Origin of the sequence: Haloferax marinisediminis (assembly GCF_009674585.1) — an archaeon.
GTDB classification, from domain to species: domain Archaea; phylum Halobacteriota; class Halobacteria; order Halobacteriales; family Haloferacaceae; genus Haloferax; species Haloferax marinisediminis.
On sequence record NZ_WKJP01000001.1, the window covers coordinates 2197410 to 2215375 of the forward strand.

Here is a 17966-nt window from a genome sequence, read left to right on the forward strand (position 1 = left end):
ATTGCTCATCGCTACCAACTAGCTCATCACACTTTTTTGACATTCTCACGAATTGTACGTCGTCATGCCCGACGATGCGCTCGGACAGGCGATGCTCGACCGGATGCGCGGATGCGTTCGCGCGCAGTGTGTCTACCGTGACGGGGACGACGTTGGCGACGCCCACATCTACGAACACTATCTGGTCCCACAGGAGCGCTGGCCTGACGAGAAGTGGGAGTTCGTCGGCTCACTGCGGACTCCCATGCTAGATGTCGGCTGTGGCGCGGGTCAACACGCGCTCGCCGTCCAGGAACGCGGTGACGTGGTTGCCTTCGACGTGAGTCCGAACGCAGTTCGTACGGCACGGGAACGGGGCGTCGAGACGGTGTTCGTCGGGGATATGTTCGAACGCAGTCTCTGTACGAGCCAGTTCGAGACAGTTCTCGCAAATGGGACACAGACCGGACTCGTCTCCACTCTCGAGCACCTCGCCGACCTGTTGGTGTCGCTGGATTCGTGTACGACGTCGAAAGGAGAACTCGTCGTCGACTCGTACGACCCGACGCGAATCGTCCCCGACGAGTTTTTTGGGTACAGACCTGACCCACGGCCCGGACTCGCTCGTCGGACGTTCCACGTCGAATACGGTGGCTTGCGAGGACCTGACCTCGAATTTCTCCTGCTCTCACCGGACCGCCTCAGAACGGCCGCAGGTGCTGCGGGTCTGGACGTAGAGCACGTTCACTATCCCACCACCAAATCGAGTTACTACAGGGCACGAATCCGCTAACTTTCGGGGTTGTACTCGCCCTATTCCCACCGATTCGTCGCCTCGTTCCGTCGGGGAAGGAACGGGAGCAACAACGCGACGACGAACACGATGGCCGCGATGACGAGATAGGAAGGCGTCGTCAGGACGAGGACGACGAGTGAGAAAACCGACGCCTGTCCGGCGTTGACCGCCATCACCGCTGCCGAATCGTTGTTCATCAGCACGAGGAACATGAAGATGACCTCGGCGAACGCCACTCTGAGTCCCGCCTTCGTGAACCACCACCCCGCAGAGAGCGGACCGCCAGTGAGCGCATTCAACTCGCGTCGGACTTTTCGTCGCCACGCGGCGTTCATGACACACCACTGTTGCATGTGAACATGACACGTGATTGGTCGGCAGAGAAGATAGTTTTCGCTGTCAGGAGAGCGTCGGTGAGACCGACCCGAGCGCCGCGTTGAAGTGGTCGCGTGTGATGCGAATCTCGTCTGCGTGCTCGTTTGCAGTCGTCCCTTCGTAGGCGTCGGCGACATCTTGGATGGCCCTGAGTGCGGCCTCCCGGCAGACTGCGGCGACGTCTGCGCCAGTGTAGCCGTCCATGTGAGCGGCCACGTCGTTCAGGTCGACATCGGAACTGAGGGGCTTGTCTCGGACGTGAACGTCGAGAATCGCCCGACGCGCCTCGATGTCGGGTGCAGGAACTTCGACGTGTGTCTCCAGTCGCCCGGGGCGGAGGAGCGCCGGGTCGAGGGCGTCACGCCGGTTCGTCGCCGCGAGGACGACGAGGTTCGGGTTGTCCGCGGCGTTGTCCATCTCGGTCAGGAGTTGCGAGACCACGCGTTCGGTGACGCCGGAGTCAGACCCCATCGAGTCTCGGTTCGTCGCGAGCGCGTCTATCTCGTCGAAGAAGAGGATGCTCGGCGCGGCCTGTCGGGCACGGTCGAACACCTCGCGGACGGACTTCTCAGACTCGCCGACGTAGCGGTCGAGGAGTTCCGGCCCTGCGACGTGGATGAAGTTGACCTCGCTTTCGGCCGCAATCGCGCGGGCGAGGAGCGTCTTTCCTGTTCCCGGTGGGCCGTAGAGGAGGAGGCCTGTCGGCGGGTCCGTCGCTGCCGCTTCGAAGAGTGGTGCGTAGGTCAACGGCCACGTGACGGCGCGTTCGAGCGTCCGTTTCACGTCGTCGAGGCCGCCGACGGCCTCGAAGCCCTTCGTCGGTTGTTCGGCGACGTACTCACGCATCGCAGAGGGTTCGACCGACGCCATCGCCGACTCGAAGTCGCCCCGCGTCACCGTCAGGTCGGCGACCGAAACGCCGTCACCGGACCGACGGGAGCGACGAAGTGCAGTCATGGCTGCCTCTTTCGCCAGCGATTCGAGGTCAGCACCGACGAATCCGTGTGTCCGCGAGGCGAGTCGGTCGATGTCGACGTCGTCTGCCAGCGGCATCTGGCGGGTGTGCACGTCGAGAATCTCACGTCGGCCGGCCACGTTCGGGACGCCAATCTCTATCTCGCGGTCGAATCGTCCACCGCGGCGGAGCGCCGGGTCGAGGCTATCGACGCGGTTCGTCGCGCCGATGACGACCACGTCTCCACGGGCGTCGAGGCCGTCCATGAGCGAGAGAAGTTGTCCGACGATGCGATTTTCGACGTCTCCCGCGTCGTCACGTTTCGACGCAATCGAGTCGATTTCGTCGAAGAAGATGATGCTCGGCGAGCGCTCGCGAGCCTCTTTGAACACCTCTCGGAGTTTCTCTTCGGACTCGCCTTTGTACTTCGAGAGCACTTCGGGCCCCGAAATCGTGATGAACGTCGCGTCGACTTCGTTGGCGACGGCTTTCGCGATGAGCGTCTTTCCGGTCCCCGGCGGGCCATGGAGGAGCACGCCTTTCGGCGGTTCGATGCCGAGGTGAGCGAATACCTCCGGTTCCGAAAGTGGGAGTTCTATCATCTCCCGGACGAGGTCGAGTTCGTTGTCGAGGCCACCGATGTCTTCGTAGGTCACGCCCGTCGCGCGCCCCTGGCTCCCCTCACCATCGCTGCCCGTCATACTCTTCACGGCATCTCGAACTGCCTCACTCGCACCTTTCGACTCTGTCGCGGTCACAGAGACCTTCGTGGCGTCGGTGACGCGAACGACACCGCTCGGTTTGGTCTCGCTCACGACGAGGGCGGCACCGCCGAGGCGCTCGACACGAACGCGGTCACCTGCCCGTAGGGGCCGATTCCGAATCTCGGATTTCACCACCTCTTCGATGGTCTCGCGGCTAACGCTAGTTCGCTCGAACGCGCTGGGCCCGGCGAGTGTCACCGCCGTGGCGTCGTCGACGTCTATCTTCTGGACGCGGACGGTGTCCCCGATTTTCACGCCAGCGTTCGCTCGCGTGTCGGCATCGACGAGAATCTCGCCGGCGTCGGCGCCGGGGCGAGCAGGCCACATCTTCGCGACTGTCTCGCGAGTCCCTTCGATGACCACTGTCTCGCCGCTCAACACGCTGAGTTCCCGGCGTGCAGTCTCCGGGAGGCGGGCGATGCCGCGACCCGCGTCGCGTTTTTCAGCGGCGCGGACCACGAGTGTCACCCCGTCTTCGGTCATAGCAGTGGTTTCGGCACCACGAGCCTTGAGGGTTCGCCCGGGGTAACCGTTTTCCGGACTCGTGTGATAGCTCTACACATGGTGACCACGACGAAAAAAGACGGTGAGACGTGGTTCCAGTGTGAAGAGTGCGGGATGCTGTTCGACGTCGAAGTCGACGCAAAAGCACACGAAGAGAACTGCGACACGGATAGCCCGTCGTACCTGCAGTAAGTCGCCCACGGGAGGACGTGGGAGTCTGCTGTGGGGAGACTACTCGGGGTCGTGTTCGGCGGCGATTCGCTCTGCGTGTTCGAGGGACGTCGCTCGCTCCCATCGGACGCGCTCGCCATCGCCGTAGGCGAGTACTTCTTTCAACTCGTCACGGAGGACGCCCACGCCGCGGCCGACGAGTTCGCCATCTGCGTCACCGAGTTCGTAGTAGCCGTAGGCTTCTGGCGCCTTCCCAATCGTCTGCTTCTCCAGTGGCTCCCATCGTTTCCGGAGCATCACTCAGAGACGAACTCGTAGGCGTTCTCGCTCCAATCGTCTTCGACGAAGACGAACACACGGCCACGAGCGACGTCTGGCTCCGCCTCGATTTCGAATCGGTGGCCGGGAAGGCGACGGACGACGACGCCGGGGAACAGTTCTTCTTCTTCGCCTTCGGCGAGGATGACGCGGCCGACACCGCTCGATTCGAGCACGTCGTCGTGCGTCTTGAGGTCGTTTACGTACATCATCACACCTTCCGTCTCGGTCGGGTCGGTGACGAGGACGTGGACTTCCTTTCCGGGCGGCGTGTTCAGCGTGCCCGTGGTTGCCTCGGGGACGCCTCGGTAGACTGTCGACCGATTGTCGATGTACTCCACTTCGACGCCGTAGTCGTGGAGTTCGATGCCGAGGGTACTCGGGGCGATATCGTTCCGGGCGCTCATACCACGCGATAACGCCGGAACGGTGAAAAGGAACGCGATACCGCCCATCGAACTGGTGGCGATGTGCCGCCCGCAACTGACTCGGAGTCGGCAGAGAGACCACCAGCCAACACCGGTTGATATGGCACCGACCGCCACTTCTTTCTCTCCGCTCGTTTCGGTAGAGGTATGCACGGCCGAGCCACCGCCCTCGGAGCGGGAACTGTCTTGAACGCCCTCGCGACGGGCACTGGCTCCGCGTTCGCTATCGACGCAGAGACCACCGCGACGGTCGAGTTAGACGAATCGGACCGCGTTCGCGGGACCATCGCGGAGGCACCAGACGCCGACACGCGACTCATCGAGCGCTGCGTCGAACTCGTCGTCGAGGAGTTCGGTGACGGCGAAGCCGGGGCTGTCGAGACGGAAAGCGACGTGCCGATGGCCGCTGGCCTCAAGAGTTCCAGCGCTGCCGCAAACGCGACGATTCTCGCCGCACTCGACGCAGTCGGTGCTTCGGTCGGCCCCGCACCGGACGACGACATCTCCCGTATCGACGCCTGCCGACTCGGTGTCCGCGCGGCCCGTGAAGTGGGCGTCACTGTCACCGGAGCGTTCGACGACGCCGCCGCCTCGATGCTCGGTGGGGTCGTCGTCACCGACAACACAGAAGACGAACTCGTCGTCCGCGACGAAGTCGACTGGGACGTTCTCGTGTGGACGCCGCCGGAACGCGCCTACAGCGCCGACGCCGACGTCTCTCGGTGTGAAGACGTCGCGTCGATGGCCAACCTCGTCGCCGAACTCGCCCTCGAAGGACGCTACGCCGAAGCCATGACTGTCAACGGCCTCGCCTTCTCGGCCGCGCTGGACTTCCCGACCGACCCTGCCGTCGAAGCGATGCCCATCGCCGACGGCGTCTCGCTCTCTGGAACCGGGCCGAGCGTCGTCGCAGTCGGCGACCGTGACGACCTCGAAGCGGTCAAGCGACGGTGGGACGCCCGCGACGGCGAGACACGACTGACCACCACCCGAACAGACGGAGCACGAATCCTATGACAGACGACACTGCAGACGAAACCGAATCGATTCAGGACATGACTCTCGACGAACTCCGCGAGGAAATCGAAGACATCGACCGCGGCATCGTCGAACTCATCGCGCGGCGAACCTACGTCGCCGACGCGGTTGCGCAGGTCAAAGCCGAACAGAACCTGCCGACGACAGACGAGTCCCAAGAAGAGCGCGTGATGGAACGCGCCGGTGAGAACGCCGACCACTTCGAAGTGGATTCGAACCTCGTGAAGGCAATCTTCCGGTTGCTCATCGAGATAAACAAGGCTGAGCAGCGGCAGAATCGGTAGCTACGCTATCGGGCTGCTGTCGGTGGTTCACCCCCACCACGAACCAACGTCTTCGCTCCCGAGTAGCCCACGACAGCAATCGTACTCACCGCGAGAAGCACGACGAACGCGAGACTCGCCGGGTCGGAGTCGAGGACGGGGAACATCACCTGCGACCAGTTGAACGACGCGTGAAAGAGGAGCGCCGGCAAGAGACTCCCGTTCGTGTTGTTGTACACCCACGTCATGAGGACAGACAGGAGTGTAATCGAGACGGCGAACCCGACGAACGGATTCCGGTAGTAAATCGTCTCGCTCGGGATGTAGAACAGGGGCAGATGCCACACAGCCCAGACCAGTCCGACGACGACACCACTCCAGAGCGCACCGAGTCGGTTCTGGAGTGAATCGAGGAGGACGCCGCGCCACCCGAACTCTTCTTGAATCGGTCCGCCGAGCAGGAGGACGACCACGAACGCGATTGGGAGCACGACCAGGTTTCCCGCCCACGGAAACGACGGCGTCGTTCCAGTGACGAATGCAACACCGAGTGAGACGGCGATTATCGCGGGAGTAAAGAGCACCGTGAAGACGAGCCATCGGTTCGGGTAGTCGAGTTGGATTGCACGCCTCGCGAGGCGTCGAGCGCCCGAAAGCCCGCCAGTGTAGACGACGATGACGAACGCAGCGACAGTTGGCCCAAACGCGCCCAGTTCTGGAAGGTCAGGAACTGTTTGAACGAGTCCTGCCGCCGCAATCGCCTCTGGAATCCAGAACGCCCAGGACCACCCAAACGTGAGAACGAGAAAGAGACCGACTCGCCGCCACCCGCCCGCAGCGCGGGTATTTGGCTGCTGTCCTCGATTCATACACCCCTCGTCTCACTCCAACGATATGTAGACACGCCCAGTACTGGACGGATGCGGTCATTTTACAGACCTGTTCTCCCACGTCACACTCCCGACACACAGACCATCACGATTAAAAATGTAGGTTTATTTGGGTTGACACGGCGAATGCACTAGCGATGCTATGGCAACTGCTAGCACACCGATTGACGACAGTATAGTCTCTGAACTAGAAACGCAGTTCCGTGGGACGTTGCTTCAACCCACAGAAGCAGGCTACGACGAAGCACGAAACATCTGGAACGCGATGATCGACCGCCGTCCGGCGCTCATTGCACAGTGCGCAGGTGTTGCAGACGTGAGGGCTGCAGTCGACTTCGCGCGCACGAACGACCTACTCGTCTCGGTGAAAGGAGCGGGGCACAACATCGCCGGGAACGCCATCAATGACGACGGCCTCGTCATCGACCTCTCACCGATGAAGTCGGTGCGAGTCGACCCCGAGGCGAAGACCGCACGAGTCGAACCGGGCGTGATTCTCTCCGAGTTAGACCACGAAACACAGGCGTTTGGCCTCGCGACGCCGGTCGGATACAATTCGACGACTGGTATCTCTGGACTCACGCTGGGTGGTGGGTTCGGGTGGCTCTCACGGAAGTATGGACTGACTGCGGACAACCTCCGCTCGGTCGATATCGTCACTGCAGACGGCGAACTTCGACACGCCAGCGAGTCCGAAAACGAGGACCTGTTCTGGGCAGTTCGCGGCGGCAGCGGCAACTTCGGTATCGTCACCTCGTTCGAGTTCGACCTCCACGCAGTCGGACCCGAGGTGCTGTCTGGACTCATCGTCCACCCGTTCGATGATGCCGCAGACGTCCTGCGTGCGTACCGCGAATACGTTGCGACTGTTCCCGACGACGTGACCGCGTGGATGGTCTTCCGACACGCACCGCCGCTCGAATTCATCCCTGAGGAGTGGCACGGAAAGATGGTCCTCATCCTCGCGGCGTTCTACGCGGGTTCGATGTCCGACGGCGAAGAGGCGCTCAAACCGTTACGCGAGATTGGGTCGCCCATCGTCGACGTGATTGGACCACACCCGTACGAAGGGTGGCAACAGGCGTTCGACGGACTCCTCGGCCCCGGTGCCCGAAACTACTGGAAGTCACACAACTTCGAAGAGATTACCGACGGCATGATAGACACGTTCGTCGAGTACGCGGCGTCGATGCCGACACCGCTCAGTGAGATTGCAGTCGCCCAACTCGGCGGTGCAATCAACCACGTCTCGGTCGAGGAAACAGCGTACCCCCACCGCGACGCCGAGTTCCTGATGAACCTCCACACTCGCTGGGAAGACCCAGCCCAAGACGACGAGTGCATCGCGTGGGCACGCGAGTGCTACGAGGCGATGAAACCCCACGCGACTGGTGGGGTCTACGTCAACTTCATCCCCGAAGACGTGGGTGAAGAACGAGCAGCGTACCGCGAGAACTACGACCGACTCGTCGAAATCAAGAAGACGTACGACCCGGAGAACCTGTTCCGGATGAACCAGAACGTCACACCGACATCGTAGTCGCGGTGAAACGGCTTTTTTCGGGAGAGACAGCGTTCGGCCCTCGTTTCGTGGGCGACAGCATCACGGTCACGTTCGTCTGAGAACCATCTCTGCTCCCGCCGGTATTTCCATACTGGTGGAGTTCCATACTATGGGTGGAATGGTCAAAAGACAAGCCGAAACGACGTGGCAAGGTGGAAAAGATGGGAGCGGTGACTTCAGCACCGAGAGCGGACAGGTCGAAGGAACGTTCACGTTCCCGACTCGCTTCGAGGACGAACCGGGGACGAACCCCGAAGAGGTCATCGGCGCAGCACACTCTGGATGTTTCTGCATGCAACTGACGGCGCTTCTCGAAGGAGAAGGCTATACGGCAACCGAACTCCACGCTGTGGCAGATGTCCACCTCAGACCCGCAGACGGTGGTGGATTCGAGATTCCCCAAATCGAACTGACACTGGAAGCCGACATCCCAGACATCGACGAGGACACCTTCGAGGAGATTGCGCAGCAAGCCAAAGAGACCTGTCCGGTCTCGAAGGCACTGGCTGGCCCGGAGATTACGCTCGACGCGACGCTCCTGAGCTAACTCCGTCGCACAGAACCGACACCGATATTTTTCCGACGACGACCCCACAGAGAGTGGCACCTCTACAGAACGGTTTTACCGCACTGGTTCGTCGGGGGACGCAACGAGGTGACGCGTATTAACCACGACAACCGACGTTCTGTTGCAGGGTCTCGTTCTCGGTGTCTCGATCGCGGCACCGGTCGGCCCAATCGGCGTCCTCTGTATTCAGCGAACGCTTTCGAGGGGGAGACGCGCTGGCTTCGTCAGCGGACTCGGCGCGGCGTCCGCAGACGCCGTTTACGGAGTTATCGCCGGGTTCGGTATCACTGCGCTGTCGTCGATTCTCTTGGACTACCAGACGGGAATCAGGGTTGCTGGTGGACTGCTCTTGGTGTACCTCGGGGTGCAGTCGTTCCGGGCCGAACCCGCGGAGACTGCTGCGGCGACGACTGACTCCGAGCGCCTCGCTCACGACTACGGGTCGACGTTCCTGTTGACGATAACGAATCCCGTGACGATACTGGCGTTCGTCGGCATCTTCGCCGGATTGGGCGTCGGAACCTCCGGAAACTATCTCGACGCTGCCGTCCTCGTTGCTGGCGTCTTCACGGGGTCTGCACTCTGGTGGCTCGTCTTGAGCACCGGTGTGAGCCTCTTCAGAACGCGATTCACGCGGCCAGTGATGCGCCGAGTGAACCAACTCGCCGGAGTCGTCATCGCGGGGTTCGGAGTGCTCGCGCTGTGGAGTGCAGTGTAGTGATTCTCGTCTTGCGCTGACGTGGCGGCCTCGAAGACCAGTACAGCGGTCCCACACCTACAGCGGTATCTCACTATATCGGGACCCCACCGACAGTGGCACCCCACCAATCGTCGAGTGCTATCGGTGTACTTCGAACCAGTCGACGGCGAAGTCGACTATCGTCGGCTGGTTCACGAGTTTCGCCGTGCCCGCACCGACGGGCCCTTCGGTGAGACCGACTTCCGATTCGAAGTCTGCGCCGAGTTGCTCGAAGTCGTCGGAGTCGATGTCGATATCGTCGTACTCGAAGACGACTCGCTCACCGTCACGGAGAAGTGGAGCGGCCGACTGGATGCGTTCTTTCTCGAAGTCAGCACGGTACTCCGCGAGGTGGAGTGAGGTGTTGCGGTCGTGGCCGACACCGAGGAGTAACACGTGGCCATCGCGGTCGTAGACTCGCGCGAGCGGCGACTGTTCGCCGAGGCCGTCGTCGAGTCTGTGGTCGGCGACGACTTCGTCTGCTCCTGCACCCCACGCGGCGAAGGAAAACGTCGGATGGTCGCTCCGGACCACACCGGGATAGGCTCGGAAGCACTCAGGAATCGCACCCATCCCGCGCGTCGGCGTCACGTCGGGCCGGAACGGCGGCATCGTCTCGCGAATCGTCTCGACCCAGTCGTCCGGAACTGGTGGATTCTCCCACCCTGCTGGGTCTGTGTACTGGCCGCTGTGAGTGGGCATCACGAGCGTGCCGTCGTCGGTGAGTACCGCCTGCAACGCGTCCACGACGGCCTGTGGGCCGCCAACGACCCAGCCGAGCGAACTCAACGATGAGTGGACGAGGAGGGTGTCGCCGGCGTCGATGCCGAGGCGACGGAAATCCGAAGCGAGCGACGAGACCGTGTTCGGTTCGTCTGCGGCTTCGATAGCATCTGCTTCAGGCATGCGAAATCTGACACGTGGGGTCTGTTTCAATGTTCTCCTCGCCTGTTCGGGCCTCGGCGATAGCTCTCACAGAACTCGCGACCTCTTCCTCGAAAAACCGCCGTTCGGGAGCACGGACAGACTCACCGTGAGTCGCCTTATGCCTCGAACAACTGCTGGAACAGCGCCGTATCCGTGTTGTTCACGCACTTGCTGATCTTGCCGTCTTTCATGTCGATGATGTGTGCGAACGGGACTGCAAGGCGGGTGCCAGTTCCTTTCGCTGTCCCGGTTAGCTTCCCCACGACGACGACTGTGTCTCCGCCATCGATGAAGCGCTCTGGTTTGGCCGCGACCTCGTCCATCGCATCCAGCGTTGGCATGAAGATGTCGTTCAAGACGGCGTCGGGGCCGCGGTGCGTTCCACCGCCCAATCCACCTTCCGGTTCGACCCACTCGATATCGTCTGCGAACGTGGACACGACGGTCTCCAGGTCTCCCTCGTTGTACGCCTCGTACGCGTCTTCGAGTATCTCTACATTCGCCCGTTTGCTAATTGCTGCCATATGCCACACCCATATGACTCTACGACTCTCTGGAGAATATAGATACAATGATATATGTTAGCATTGCACTGCTGCAAAACGTGTGATACGGCGTTCGAGAGCGGTGTTTGAGAGTGAAGTTTGAAAGCGATGCTCGAGAGCGTCGTCTGCGGGTCGAAACGAATATTTGGCAGTGGTCTGTCATGCGTGTCGTGCAAACGGTCTCGGCTCGCGCTGCCCTCCGCTACGCCACCGAAGACAGCATGGTCGCACTCTATGGGGTCGTCTTCGGTGGATGGCTGCTCGTGACGGTCGCTGGATTCGCGTTCAACAGCGACACGCTCGGGATGATGTTCGTCGCTGGAGTGCTCGCCTTCCTCGCGGGAGGACTCGCAGTCGCCACTGGACTCGTCGCAATTGCGTACAAAGTCGTGGTCGACAGTCGAACCGCCTGAGTCGGGAAAATCGTTCGACGCGGCTCAGTCGAGATAGGCCTCTGTGAGCCCGTCGAGTGCTTCGTGGTGGTGTGTCGTGTGCGGCGCAGTTAGCGGCGAGACCGAAATCTTGCCATCGACGACGGCGCGACGGTCGGTCCCCTCGGGGTCGGGAATGTCACCGGTGCTCATCCGCTCCCAGACACGGTCGTGGAGTCTCACGGTCCCGTTGTCGTAACTCGCGGTCATGTCGTACATCTCCGAGGGGTAGGTAACTTCCATGTCCGCAGGTTCGCCGCTCGGCTCGGCCATCGGCGCGTTGACGTTCAGGTAATCACACTGCTCGAACACGCCTGCGGGTTCGGCGTGCTTGACGAGGTAGGACGCCGCACGCGTCGCGTCACGGTAGTCGCCTGGGTCAGTCGCCTTCTCGTGCCACGGAACGTCGCCGCCCGGTGGGACGTACATCGAGAGAGCGATTGCAGGAACGTCGAAGAACGCCGCTTCGACGGCGGCGCTGACGGTTCCCGACCGACCGAGGACGTACGCGCCGATGTTGGCGCCTTTGTTGATGCCGGAGACGACCATGTCGACGTCGGGACAGAGGGCTTCCAACCCAGCGACTGTACAGTCGGCGGGCGTTCCCTCCAGTGCGTACCCGAGTTCGTGTTCGGCGACCACGGCGTCGGTCGACATCTTGCGGCCGACTGCACTCTGGTCGGTCGCTGGCGCGACGGCAGTCACGTCGGCGAACTCTGAGAGGGTATCGTAGAGTGCTTTGAATCCAACACTCTCGATACCATCGTCGTTCGTGAGGAGGATGGCGGGTTCGCTCATGTCTTGGACTCCGGAGGGAGCGCGCAAAAAGCCACCCGTCGAACCTAGTCCAGTTTCCGCGCTCGGCGTCTCGCTTACGCCACTCTGTCGACGATCGTCTCTCCGTCGACGACGAGGTTGTAGGCTTCTTCGTCGTCGTTCCACAGCGCGAGGACGTTCTCGAAGGCCAGTACGTCCCCGTACGCTGCGTCTTCGAGGTCGGCGTTCAGGACCGTCGGATTGGTTCGGACGGCGTAGTGGTCGACTGCTTGACTGCCGTCACCGATTTTGAACAGGTGGTTGCCCCCCTCCGAGAGGTTGTGGCTCAGTTTCACCGCGAGGAGGTCGATACGGTTCGTGACGTGCAGGTCCATCTCCGCCATCTTGGCGAACCGTGACGCGTTTGCACGGATACCGAGGCGACGCTTCCCATCGGTTCTGAGGATACTGTAGGAGTACTGCACGTCCACGTTGACGAACGTTCCTTCGTCCTCCTCGGCGTCACGTCCCTCGTCGAGCCGGCGTTGGAACCCCGGTACGTCGAGGTCCGGTTTGACGTCGAACGACCAGCCCCGGTCCGAGGGCGCATAGCCGTCCCAGAGGCGCAGCGTCGGCGAGTAAACCGTCACGTCGCCGTCGACGGGTGTGACCTCGCGTTCGACTTCTCGGAGACCGATGCTCGTGTTCCGGTCGGCGGGTGCGATGGCGACGACGGCTCCGTCGTCGGCGAGGACGTCGAGGTACTTCCGGACGACTGCGGTGGGGTCGTCGAGTTCACTCAGGACGCTCGCGAAGACGACGAGGTCGTACTCACCCTCCGGCTCGAACGCCTCTGCCGTCTCGTCGTGGATGGTCGTTCGGAAGTTCCGACGCGTCTCGCCGAGCATTCGTTCGAGCACGTCGGCGGAGGCGCTCGGTTCGACCGCGTGGTAGTCGACGAGTGAGTCGTCTGGGAGGTAGTCGTGGAGGCCGAGGGCCGGGCCACCGGTTCCTGCACCGACGTCGAGGACACGCAATCGACGTGAGAGCAGGCCGGTTTCCGCGATATCGTCGAGGACGTAGCCGACGGCGGCGTAGTAGTCCGGGAGGTGGTAGATGGCGTACCCGAGTGCGGCGTCGTCGTCGTACTCGACGGGATTTCCGCGATAGTAGTCTTCTTTCAACTGGCGGACGCGCTGGCGGAGGCGGTCGCCGGAGTCGCCGACGTGCCAGTTCGCGCCGTAGCGTTGGATGAGGAGGTCTTCGAGGGCGAACGAGTAGTCACCGGGGAACTGCGTTGGCGACCATCCCGGTGGCGTCACGTCGTCTTCGTTCGCCGGGACGAACGTTCCGTCGTCCTGCTCGAAGAGGCCAAGGTCGTAGGCTTCCTCGCGGAGCGTCTGTTTGACGACTGCTGGGTGTGGCGCGCCGTCGATGTACTCGGCAATCTCTTCGGGGTCGATTGGGCGGACGTTTCTGAGGTACTTCGCGTTGTCGCGGACAGCGTCTCTATCTATCATCGTAGGTCAAATCTGGAAGATGTCGGCAGAGCGTCTCGGGGCCACTCTCTGCACGAGTTGGTCGCGTCTACCCTCTCTCATCGCTCGGTAGGGTCGTGGTTGTCGGTCTCGTCCCGCCCGCGAGCGACGGTGCGGTAGAGCGCGGCGAACTCCTCGGGGTCGGCCATCGCCAGTTCCTGTGCAGCGTCAGCGACGCGGTCGGTTCCGTCGCCAAAGGCTGACTGAATGTCGCCGTACACACGGGGTGTCCCCCCCGAGACCGACGAGACGAGTTCGTCGAGCGCGGCGGAGATGGGCGTCGCGAACTCGTCGCGGACGTCGTCGGCCGCGAGGCCGAACGCGAGGACCGCGGCGTGGGCCGCCGCTTGTACCGTCTCCATCGCCGTATCGTGTTCGTCCGGCGTCGTCTCGAACACGTGGTTGCCAGCGGCAGCGAGGTCTGTCACGATGTCGTCACTGAATGGTCCCGCTTCGTCGACGACGGCAGCGACGTTCCCCGGCGCGTTCTGTGGAGCGAACAGCGGGTGGAGACTGAGTCGTTCGCGGTCCGGGAGGTGTTCGCGCATCGCCGACACGGGGGCAGCCATCGACCCCGTTACGTCGCACATCGCGTTCTCTGCACGGTGGGCGTTAGCTTCGACGGCGTCGGCCGCGAGACTCATCGGAACCGCCAGACAGACGACGTCGAACTGCTCGTCGCCGTCCAGTGGAACGGCGCGGCCACCGAGTTCGTCGGCCGCAGCGACTGCTGCTTCTGGGTTCGCATCTGCGAACGCGAGGTCAGCGTCGACCGTCCTGCCGAACCAGCGACCCATCGCACCGGCGCCGACGACGAGCAGTTTCATCGGTACGGTGTGGACGCGGACCGCCCAAAAGAGAATCGGTGCCGGCGGACTCCGCGAACGGGGTGTCCCGGACGCACTGTCCGCGAACTCCGAGTGAACACCCGACCGGGCAAACGTCGGTGAACGCACTCCCCGTGTACGAACCATCAAGTGGCCGTTTGACAATGTGATTCTATGGCATTCGATGATGTTGATTTCGAGGGGCGGACGGCCTTCATCACAGGAACCAGTCGAGGGATCGGGAAGGCAATCGCACTCGACCTGGCCGACCGAGGTGCGAACGTCGTCTCGACGGGCAAGACCGTCGAGGGGCGCGACGACCTCCCAGGAACCATCGTGGAGACGACTGAGGAGATTCGTGAGCGCGGTGGCAACTCTATCTGGTGTCAACTCGACGTTCGGGACGACGACTCCGTCCAGGCAGCGATAGACGAGACGGTCGACGCGTTCGGCGGCATCGACTTCGTCGTCAACAACGCGGGCGCGATTCACATCGCGAACTTCGAGAACACGCCACCGAAGCGGTTCGACCTCCTCGTGGACGTGAACGCCCGCGGCGCGTACGCGACGACCCACGCCGCGCTTCCACACCTCCGCGAGAGCGACCACGCACACGTCGTCACGTTCTCACCACCGATGCCTGCCCGTCCCGCACCCGGGAAGATTGCGTACGCGCTCTCGAAGTACGGGATGACCTTCATCGCACAGTCGCTCGCACAGGAACTCGAACGAGACGAAATCGGCGTGAACGCACTCTGGCCCGTTGCGGCAATCGAGTCAGAGGCGACGCGTCACTTCGGGATGGGAACGCCCGAAGACTGGCGAACCCCGCAGATTATGTGTGACGCCCTGACCGAACTGTTCTCCCGCGACCCGACGGACTGCACGGGCAACGCCTTCTACGACGAAGAGATTCTGGAAGACGCCGGTGTCGAGGACTTCTCCTCGTACGCCGTCGTCGAGGGAACAGACCCCGGTCCGATGTCTGCGCAACTGTTCGACCCCGACTACGAACGGTAACTCCGCTTAGTATCGGAGTTGAGAGTTGGGCCCAGAGGTTTATGTGTGTGAACGCTAGACCACGGTCAATGAGTTTTCGCGTCACGCACGTTCCGGAACCACTGCTCACGACGCGATATTTTACTGAATCGGCAATTAGACTTATATCCCATTGGGGTTTCGCCTAGCGCATGGAATTCCCTCGCCTGCCGTCCCGAGATACGAACGGCCAGAAGGTCGTTCTCCCCGACGACCTCGAGGGTGAACAGACGCTCGTGCTCATCAGTTTCGACCGCCGCCAGCAGTCGCTCGTGGGGTCGTGGCGAGGGTTTGCAAAAGAACTCTGTGAGACCTACAACCACTTCGGATACTACGAACTGCTCGTGCTCGGCGGCCGAAGCGGGATGATGCCGCCGCTCGCAGGCGGTGGGATGTCACCCGGTGCCGCTCGCAGCCGACCGCACGAGAACGCACTCGTCACACGTGTGAACAAGACCGCACTCCAGCGCCGCCTTGGACTCCTCGGGGAAGGGAACATCTACGCACTTCTCATCGAAGACGGAAGCGTCGTCAGACAGGCCGCCGGCGTTCTCACGCCTGAGACCGCCGACGCGCTCGAAAACCTCCTGAAGCAGTGGCGCGACGTCAACTCCGGATGGACAGACGCCTCGGGAGTCGACCCGACCACCGGCGGCAGCGCACTCGACAGCTAATCAGCGATTCGGTCCCGGGGAAGGCCGTGCAGTCTCTTATTCGACGACGAGTTCGACTGGGTAGTCGGTGAGGTTCTCGTAGCCGTCTTCGGTGACGACGACCATGTCCTCGATTCTGACCCCACCGATTTCTGGGTCGTACAGGCCGGGTTCGATAGTGATGACGTGGCCCGGTTTCAGTTCCTCGCCGTTCTGACTCACGCGTGGGAGTTCGTGTACGTCGAGGCCGACGCCGTGGCCCGTGCTGTGGATGAACCCAGTCTCGGCCGACTGGTCGGCGCGGAGCGTGTTCTCGCCGGCCGCTTCGTACACGTCACAGACTGCGTCGTGGACGTCTTCGCCGGTTGCACCCGGTTCGACGGCGTCGAGGGCGGCGTTGAACGCTTCTTCTGTGAGGTCGAACCACTCGCGAACCTCCTCGGTCGGTTCGCCCTTCACGAACGTCCGGGTCATGTCGCCGTTGTACTTCGTCGCCTTGTTGCGCGGGAAGATGTCGATGATGATGGCTTCGTTGGCGGAGAGTGGGCCACTTCCGCGGTTGTGCGGGTCGGCGGCGTCGGCACCGCACGCGACGATGGTCTCGTTGAGGGCGCACCCGTGGCGGAGGAGCGTGACCTCGATTTCTTCTTTCACGCGCTCGCTCGTCAGCGGTTCACCCTCGTAGCGGAGGGTGCCGTCGTCGGCCACGTCGGCGGCGCGAATGAGGTCTTCCGCAGCGTGCATCGACGCCTGCGTTGCCTTCTGCGCGTCGTGGATGTGGTCGATTTCGTCGTCGTCCTTCACGGCGCGAATCGTCGTCAGCACGTCGTCCGTTTCCCCTTCGATGGAGACGCCTTCGTCGCGGAGGGCGTCGGCGGTGGCGAGTGGGAAGTCGTCTGGGGCCGCGAGCGACGCGACGTCGTGGTCGGCCAGGAATTCGGCGAGCACTTTCGCCTTCCCGACGACCGGGCCGTATTCGGTGTACTTCTCCATGTAGTCGTAGTCGGAGAGTCGCGAGACGGTGTCCGCACGACTCTCCTTTTTGGCACGTCCGTATTCGAGGGTAGAGACGAGAAGGTGGGTCCCCTCGGGCGTATACAACGTCGTGTACGGGTCCGGTGCGTCGAATCCAGAGAGGTACAACTGGTTCGAGTCACTGCCGTCAGCGGAGATGAGATAGCCGTCGAAGTCGTCGCCGAGGAACTCGGCCAGCGGTGAGAAATCTGGTTCCATATGCCGGGGTTCGCCCGGTCGGTAGTAAAGCCCTCGCGTCGCGGACGGCGGTTTCCGGTTTCGGTCCCCAGTGCATCGCATCGGGCAGACGACAGTCTCCGAGTCTACCGCGGGAACTCGCCACGGACGACGTCTGCGAGTTCTTCGAGTTCTCTCGAGAGGTGACACAGCAGGTCGTCCAGCGTGACGATGCCGACGAGGTCGCCGTCGGCCATGACGGGGATTCGGCGAACACCCTCGTCGTGCATCTTGTCGACGACTTCGGTGATGCCATCGTCGGGGGCCACACAGAACACGTTCGTCGAGAAGATGTCGTTGGCTACGAGGTCACCGACCGGTCGGTCTCCGGCGAGTCCGTAGACGACGAGGTCACGGTCAGTCAGCAACCCCGCGACGACTCCTTTTCCGTCGACGACGACCACGCTCCCGACGCGTTCGTCTCGCATCGTTCGAGCGACGTCGACGATGGGTGTTTCGACTTCGACAGTGACGACGTCCGTGTGGGCGATATCCTTGACGAGCATACCTGTGATTCGTTCGGTGAGGCCAAAGGAATACTCGTGATTCTAACGACTCGGGAACACCTGTCGTTGTCCTACTCGGGTGTGCGTGGTGGGTCATTCCTGCTCGCCGATGAGCGGGAGAACGTCGCCGCGTCCGGTACCC

22 protein-coding genes are annotated in these 17966 nt (G+C 62.3%); 10 read left to right on the forward strand and 12 right to left on the reverse strand.

The annotated features are described in order from the left end of the window. Positions 1-64: 64 nt before the first annotated feature. Positions 65-772 carry a class I SAM-dependent methyltransferase gene (locus tag GJR98_RS11390; protein ID WP_151138545.1) on the forward strand — a complete coding sequence of 236 codons (708 nt, stop codon included), beginning with the start codon at positions 65-67 and terminating at the stop codon, positions 770-772. Between the two features lie 20 nt (positions 773-792). Here GJR98_RS11390 and GJR98_RS11395 read toward each other — a convergent pair whose 3' ends face one another. Next, positions 793-1110, reverse strand: a complete 318-nt coding sequence (locus tag GJR98_RS11395; RefSeq protein ID WP_151139434.1) for a hypothetical protein — start codon at positions 1108-1110, stop codon at positions 793-795. Between the two features lie 64 nt (positions 1111-1174). Next, positions 1175-3352 (reverse strand): CDC48 family AAA ATPase, encoded by a 2178-nt coding sequence (locus GJR98_RS11400; RefSeq protein ID WP_151138548.1) that lies wholly within the window; start codon positions 3350-3352, stop codon positions 1175-1177. Positions 3353-3430: 78 nt separating this feature from the next. Here GJR98_RS11400 and GJR98_RS17840 point away from each other — a divergent pair, with 78 nt between their 5' ends. Continuing rightward, positions 3431-3565 (forward strand): DUF7128 family protein, encoded by a 135-nt coding sequence (locus GJR98_RS17840; RefSeq protein WP_255518429.1) that lies wholly within the window; start codon positions 3431-3433, stop codon positions 3563-3565. A gap of 39 nt (positions 3566-3604) precedes the next feature. Here GJR98_RS17840 and GJR98_RS11405 read toward each other — a convergent pair whose 3' ends face one another. Both GJR98_RS11405 and GJR98_RS11410 read right to left on the reverse strand, forming a co-directional pair. Further along, complete coding sequence (locus tag GJR98_RS11405; RefSeq protein WP_151138550.1) at positions 3605-3841, reverse strand: DUF7508 domain-containing protein; 237 nt, start codon at positions 3839-3841, stop codon at positions 3605-3607. Beyond that, positions 3841-4269 (reverse strand): DUF5796 family protein, encoded by a 429-nt coding sequence (locus GJR98_RS11410; RefSeq protein WP_151138552.1) that lies wholly within the window; start codon positions 4267-4269, stop codon positions 3841-3843. Before GJR98_RS11410 ends, GJR98_RS11405 begins: the two co-directional genes overlap by 1 nt. A 168-nt stretch (positions 4270-4437) precedes the next feature. Between GJR98_RS11410 and GJR98_RS11415 the strand changes: the two genes are divergently transcribed. Beyond that, positions 4438-5307: a shikimate kinase gene (locus tag GJR98_RS11415; protein ID WP_151138554.1), complete on the forward strand. Its 870-nt coding sequence runs from the start codon at positions 4438-4440 to the stop codon at positions 5305-5307. Then, positions 5304-5612 carry a chorismate mutase gene (locus GJR98_RS11420; protein WP_151138556.1) on the forward strand — a complete coding sequence of 103 codons (309 nt, stop codon included), beginning with the start codon at positions 5304-5306 and terminating at the stop codon, positions 5610-5612. The genes GJR98_RS11415 and GJR98_RS11420 overlap by 4 nt, the downstream gene beginning before the upstream one ends. Positions 5613-5617: 5 nt before the next feature. Here GJR98_RS11420 and GJR98_RS11425 read toward each other — a convergent pair whose 3' ends face one another. Next, positions 5618-6460 (reverse strand): CPBP family intramembrane glutamic endopeptidase, encoded by an 843-nt coding sequence (locus GJR98_RS11425; RefSeq protein WP_151138558.1) that lies wholly within the window; start codon positions 6458-6460, stop codon positions 5618-5620. Positions 6461-6623: 163 nt separating this feature from the next. On the opposite strand from GJR98_RS11425, the gene GJR98_RS11430 reads away from it, so the two are divergent. From GJR98_RS11430 to GJR98_RS11440, 3 genes are all read left to right on the forward strand, one after another. Beyond that, complete coding sequence (locus GJR98_RS11430) at positions 6624-8021, forward strand: FAD-binding oxidoreductase (RefSeq protein WP_151138560.1); 1398 nt, start codon at positions 6624-6626, stop codon at positions 8019-8021. 142 nt (positions 8022-8163) lie between these two features. Then, on the forward strand, positions 8164-8592 hold the full coding sequence (locus GJR98_RS11435; protein WP_151139435.1) for an OsmC family protein: 429 nt from the start codon (positions 8164-8166) through the stop codon (positions 8590-8592). A gap of 142 nt (positions 8593-8734) precedes the next feature. After that, positions 8735-9331: a LysE family translocator gene (locus tag GJR98_RS11440; RefSeq protein WP_225316397.1), complete on the forward strand. Its 597-nt coding sequence runs from the start codon at positions 8735-8737 to the stop codon at positions 9329-9331. Positions 9332-9451: 120 nt separating this feature from the next. On the opposite strand, the gene GJR98_RS11445 is transcribed toward GJR98_RS11440, so the two are convergent. Continuing rightward, positions 9452-10258: an aminoglycoside N(3)-acetyltransferase gene (locus GJR98_RS11445; protein ID WP_151138564.1), complete on the reverse strand. Its 807-nt coding sequence runs from the start codon at positions 10256-10258 to the stop codon at positions 9452-9454. A gap of 137 nt (positions 10259-10395) precedes the next feature. Next, the gene (locus GJR98_RS11450) at positions 10396-10803 is read right to left on the reverse strand and encodes a nuclear transport factor 2 family protein (RefSeq protein ID WP_151138566.1); all 408 of its coding nucleotides are present in this window, start codon (positions 10801-10803) and stop codon (positions 10396-10398) included. A gap of 182 nt (positions 10804-10985) precedes the next feature. Between GJR98_RS11450 and GJR98_RS11455 the strand changes: the two genes are divergently transcribed. After that, positions 10986-11237: a hypothetical protein gene (locus GJR98_RS11455; protein WP_154269734.1), complete on the forward strand. Its 252-nt coding sequence runs from the start codon at positions 10986-10988 to the stop codon at positions 11235-11237. Positions 11238-11261: 24 nt separating this feature from the next. On the opposite strand, the gene surE is transcribed toward GJR98_RS11455, so the two are convergent. From surE to GJR98_RS11470, 3 genes are all read right to left on the reverse strand, one after another. Further along, on the reverse strand, positions 11262-12053 hold the full coding sequence (gene surE / locus GJR98_RS11460) for a 5'/3'-nucleotidase SurE (RefSeq protein ID WP_151138571.1): 792 nt from the start codon (positions 12051-12053) through the stop codon (positions 11262-11264). A 74-nt stretch (positions 12054-12127) separates the two neighbouring features. Further along, on the reverse strand, positions 12128-13531 hold the full coding sequence (locus GJR98_RS11465; protein WP_151138573.1) for a small ribosomal subunit Rsm22 family protein: 1404 nt from the start codon (positions 13529-13531) through the stop codon (positions 12128-12130). Between the two features lie 77 nt (positions 13532-13608). Continuing rightward, entirely contained in the window at positions 13609-14376 is a 768-nt protein-coding gene (locus GJR98_RS11470) for a prephenate dehydrogenase/arogenate dehydrogenase family protein (RefSeq protein ID WP_151138575.1), read from the reverse strand. Positions 14377-14550: 174 nt separating this feature from the next. Here GJR98_RS11470 and GJR98_RS11475 point away from each other — a divergent pair, with 174 nt between their 5' ends. Together GJR98_RS11475 and GJR98_RS11480 are read left to right on the forward strand one after the other, a co-directional pair. Continuing rightward, the gene (locus tag GJR98_RS11475; RefSeq protein ID WP_151138577.1) at positions 14551-15396 is read left to right on the forward strand and encodes an SDR family oxidoreductase; all 846 of its coding nucleotides are present in this window, start codon (positions 14551-14553) and stop codon (positions 15394-15396) included. A 170-nt stretch (positions 15397-15566) separates the two neighbouring features. Continuing rightward, the gene (locus GJR98_RS11480; protein WP_151138580.1) at positions 15567-16088 is read left to right on the forward strand and encodes a hypothetical protein; all 522 of its coding nucleotides are present in this window, start codon (positions 15567-15569) and stop codon (positions 16086-16088) included. Positions 16089-16124: 36 nt separating this feature from the next. Here the strand turns inward: GJR98_RS11480 and GJR98_RS11485 are convergent, their stop codons facing one another. Further along, positions 16125-17300: a M24 family metallopeptidase gene (locus GJR98_RS11485; RefSeq protein WP_151138582.1), complete on the reverse strand. Its 1176-nt coding sequence runs from the start codon at positions 17298-17300 to the stop codon at positions 16125-16127. Between the two features lie 104 nt (positions 17301-17404). Further along, entirely contained in the window at positions 17405-17824 is a 420-nt protein-coding gene (locus GJR98_RS11490) for a CBS domain-containing protein (RefSeq protein ID WP_151138584.1), read from the reverse strand. Between the last annotated feature and the right edge of the window lie 142 nt (positions 17825-17966).

Bases quoted from the DNA above. Each gene is read 5' to 3' on its own strand.
- GJR98_RS11430 (WP_151138560.1), top strand. From the start codon at position 6,624: ATGGCAACTGCTAGCACACCGATTGACGACAGTATAGTCTCTGAACTA.
- GJR98_RS11445 (WP_151138564.1), bottom strand. From the start codon at position 10,258: ATGCCTGAAGCAGATGCTATCGAAGCCGCAGACGAACCGAACACGGTC.
- GJR98_RS11400 (WP_151138548.1), bottom strand. From the start codon at position 3,352: ATGACCGAAGACGGGGTGACACTCGTGGTCCGCGCCGCTGAAAAACGC.
- GJR98_RS11450 (WP_151138566.1), bottom strand. From the start codon at position 10,803: ATGGCAGCAATTAGCAAACGGGCGAATGTAGAGATACTCGAAGACGCG.
- GJR98_RS11435 (WP_151139435.1), top strand. From the start codon at position 8,164: ATGGTCAAAAGACAAGCCGAAACGACGTGGCAAGGTGGAAAAGATGGG.
- GJR98_RS11425 (WP_151138558.1), bottom strand. From the start codon at position 6,460: ATGAATCGAGGACAGCAGCCAAATACCCGCGCTGCGGGCGGGTGGCGG.
- GJR98_RS11415 (WP_151138554.1), top strand. From the start codon at position 4,438: ATGCACGGCCGAGCCACCGCCCTCGGAGCGGGAACTGTCTTGAACGCC.
- GJR98_RS11420 (WP_151138556.1), top strand. From the start codon at position 5,304: ATGACAGACGACACTGCAGACGAAACCGAATCGATTCAGGACATGACT.
- GJR98_RS11390 (WP_151138545.1), top strand. From the start codon at position 65: ATGCCCGACGATGCGCTCGGACAGGCGATGCTCGACCGGATGCGCGGA.
- GJR98_RS11480 (WP_151138580.1), top strand. From the start codon at position 15,567: ATGGAATTCCCTCGCCTGCCGTCCCGAGATACGAACGGCCAGAAGGTC.
- GJR98_RS11465 (WP_151138573.1), bottom strand. From the start codon at position 13,531: ATGATAGATAGAGACGCTGTCCGCGACAACGCGAAGTACCTCAGAAAC.
- GJR98_RS11485 (WP_151138582.1), bottom strand. From the start codon at position 17,300: ATGGAACCAGATTTCTCACCGCTGGCCGAGTTCCTCGGCGACGACTTC.
- GJR98_RS11395 (WP_151139434.1), bottom strand. From the start codon at position 1,110: ATGAACGCCGCGTGGCGACGAAAAGTCCGACGCGAGTTGAATGCGCTC.
- GJR98_RS11410 (WP_151138552.1), bottom strand. From the start codon at position 4,269: ATGAGCGCCCGGAACGATATCGCCCCGAGTACCCTCGGCATCGAACTC.
- GJR98_RS11490 (WP_151138584.1), bottom strand. From the start codon at position 17,824: ATGCTCGTCAAGGATATCGCCCACACGGACGTCGTCACTGTCGAAGTC.
- GJR98_RS11455 (WP_154269734.1), top strand. From the start codon at position 10,986: ATGCGTGTCGTGCAAACGGTCTCGGCTCGCGCTGCCCTCCGCTACGCC.
- GJR98_RS11470 (WP_151138575.1), bottom strand. From the start codon at position 14,376: ATGAAACTGCTCGTCGTCGGCGCCGGTGCGATGGGTCGCTGGTTCGGC.
- GJR98_RS11475 (WP_151138577.1), top strand. From the start codon at position 14,551: ATGGCATTCGATGATGTTGATTTCGAGGGGCGGACGGCCTTCATCACA.
- GJR98_RS17840 (WP_255518429.1), top strand. From the start codon at position 3,431: ATGGTGACCACGACGAAAAAAGACGGTGAGACGTGGTTCCAGTGTGAA.
- surE (WP_151138571.1), bottom strand. From the start codon at position 12,053: ATGAGCGAACCCGCCATCCTCCTCACGAACGACGATGGTATCGAGAGT.
- GJR98_RS11405 (WP_151138550.1), bottom strand. From the start codon at position 3,841: ATGCTCCGGAAACGATGGGAGCCACTGGAGAAGCAGACGATTGGGAAG.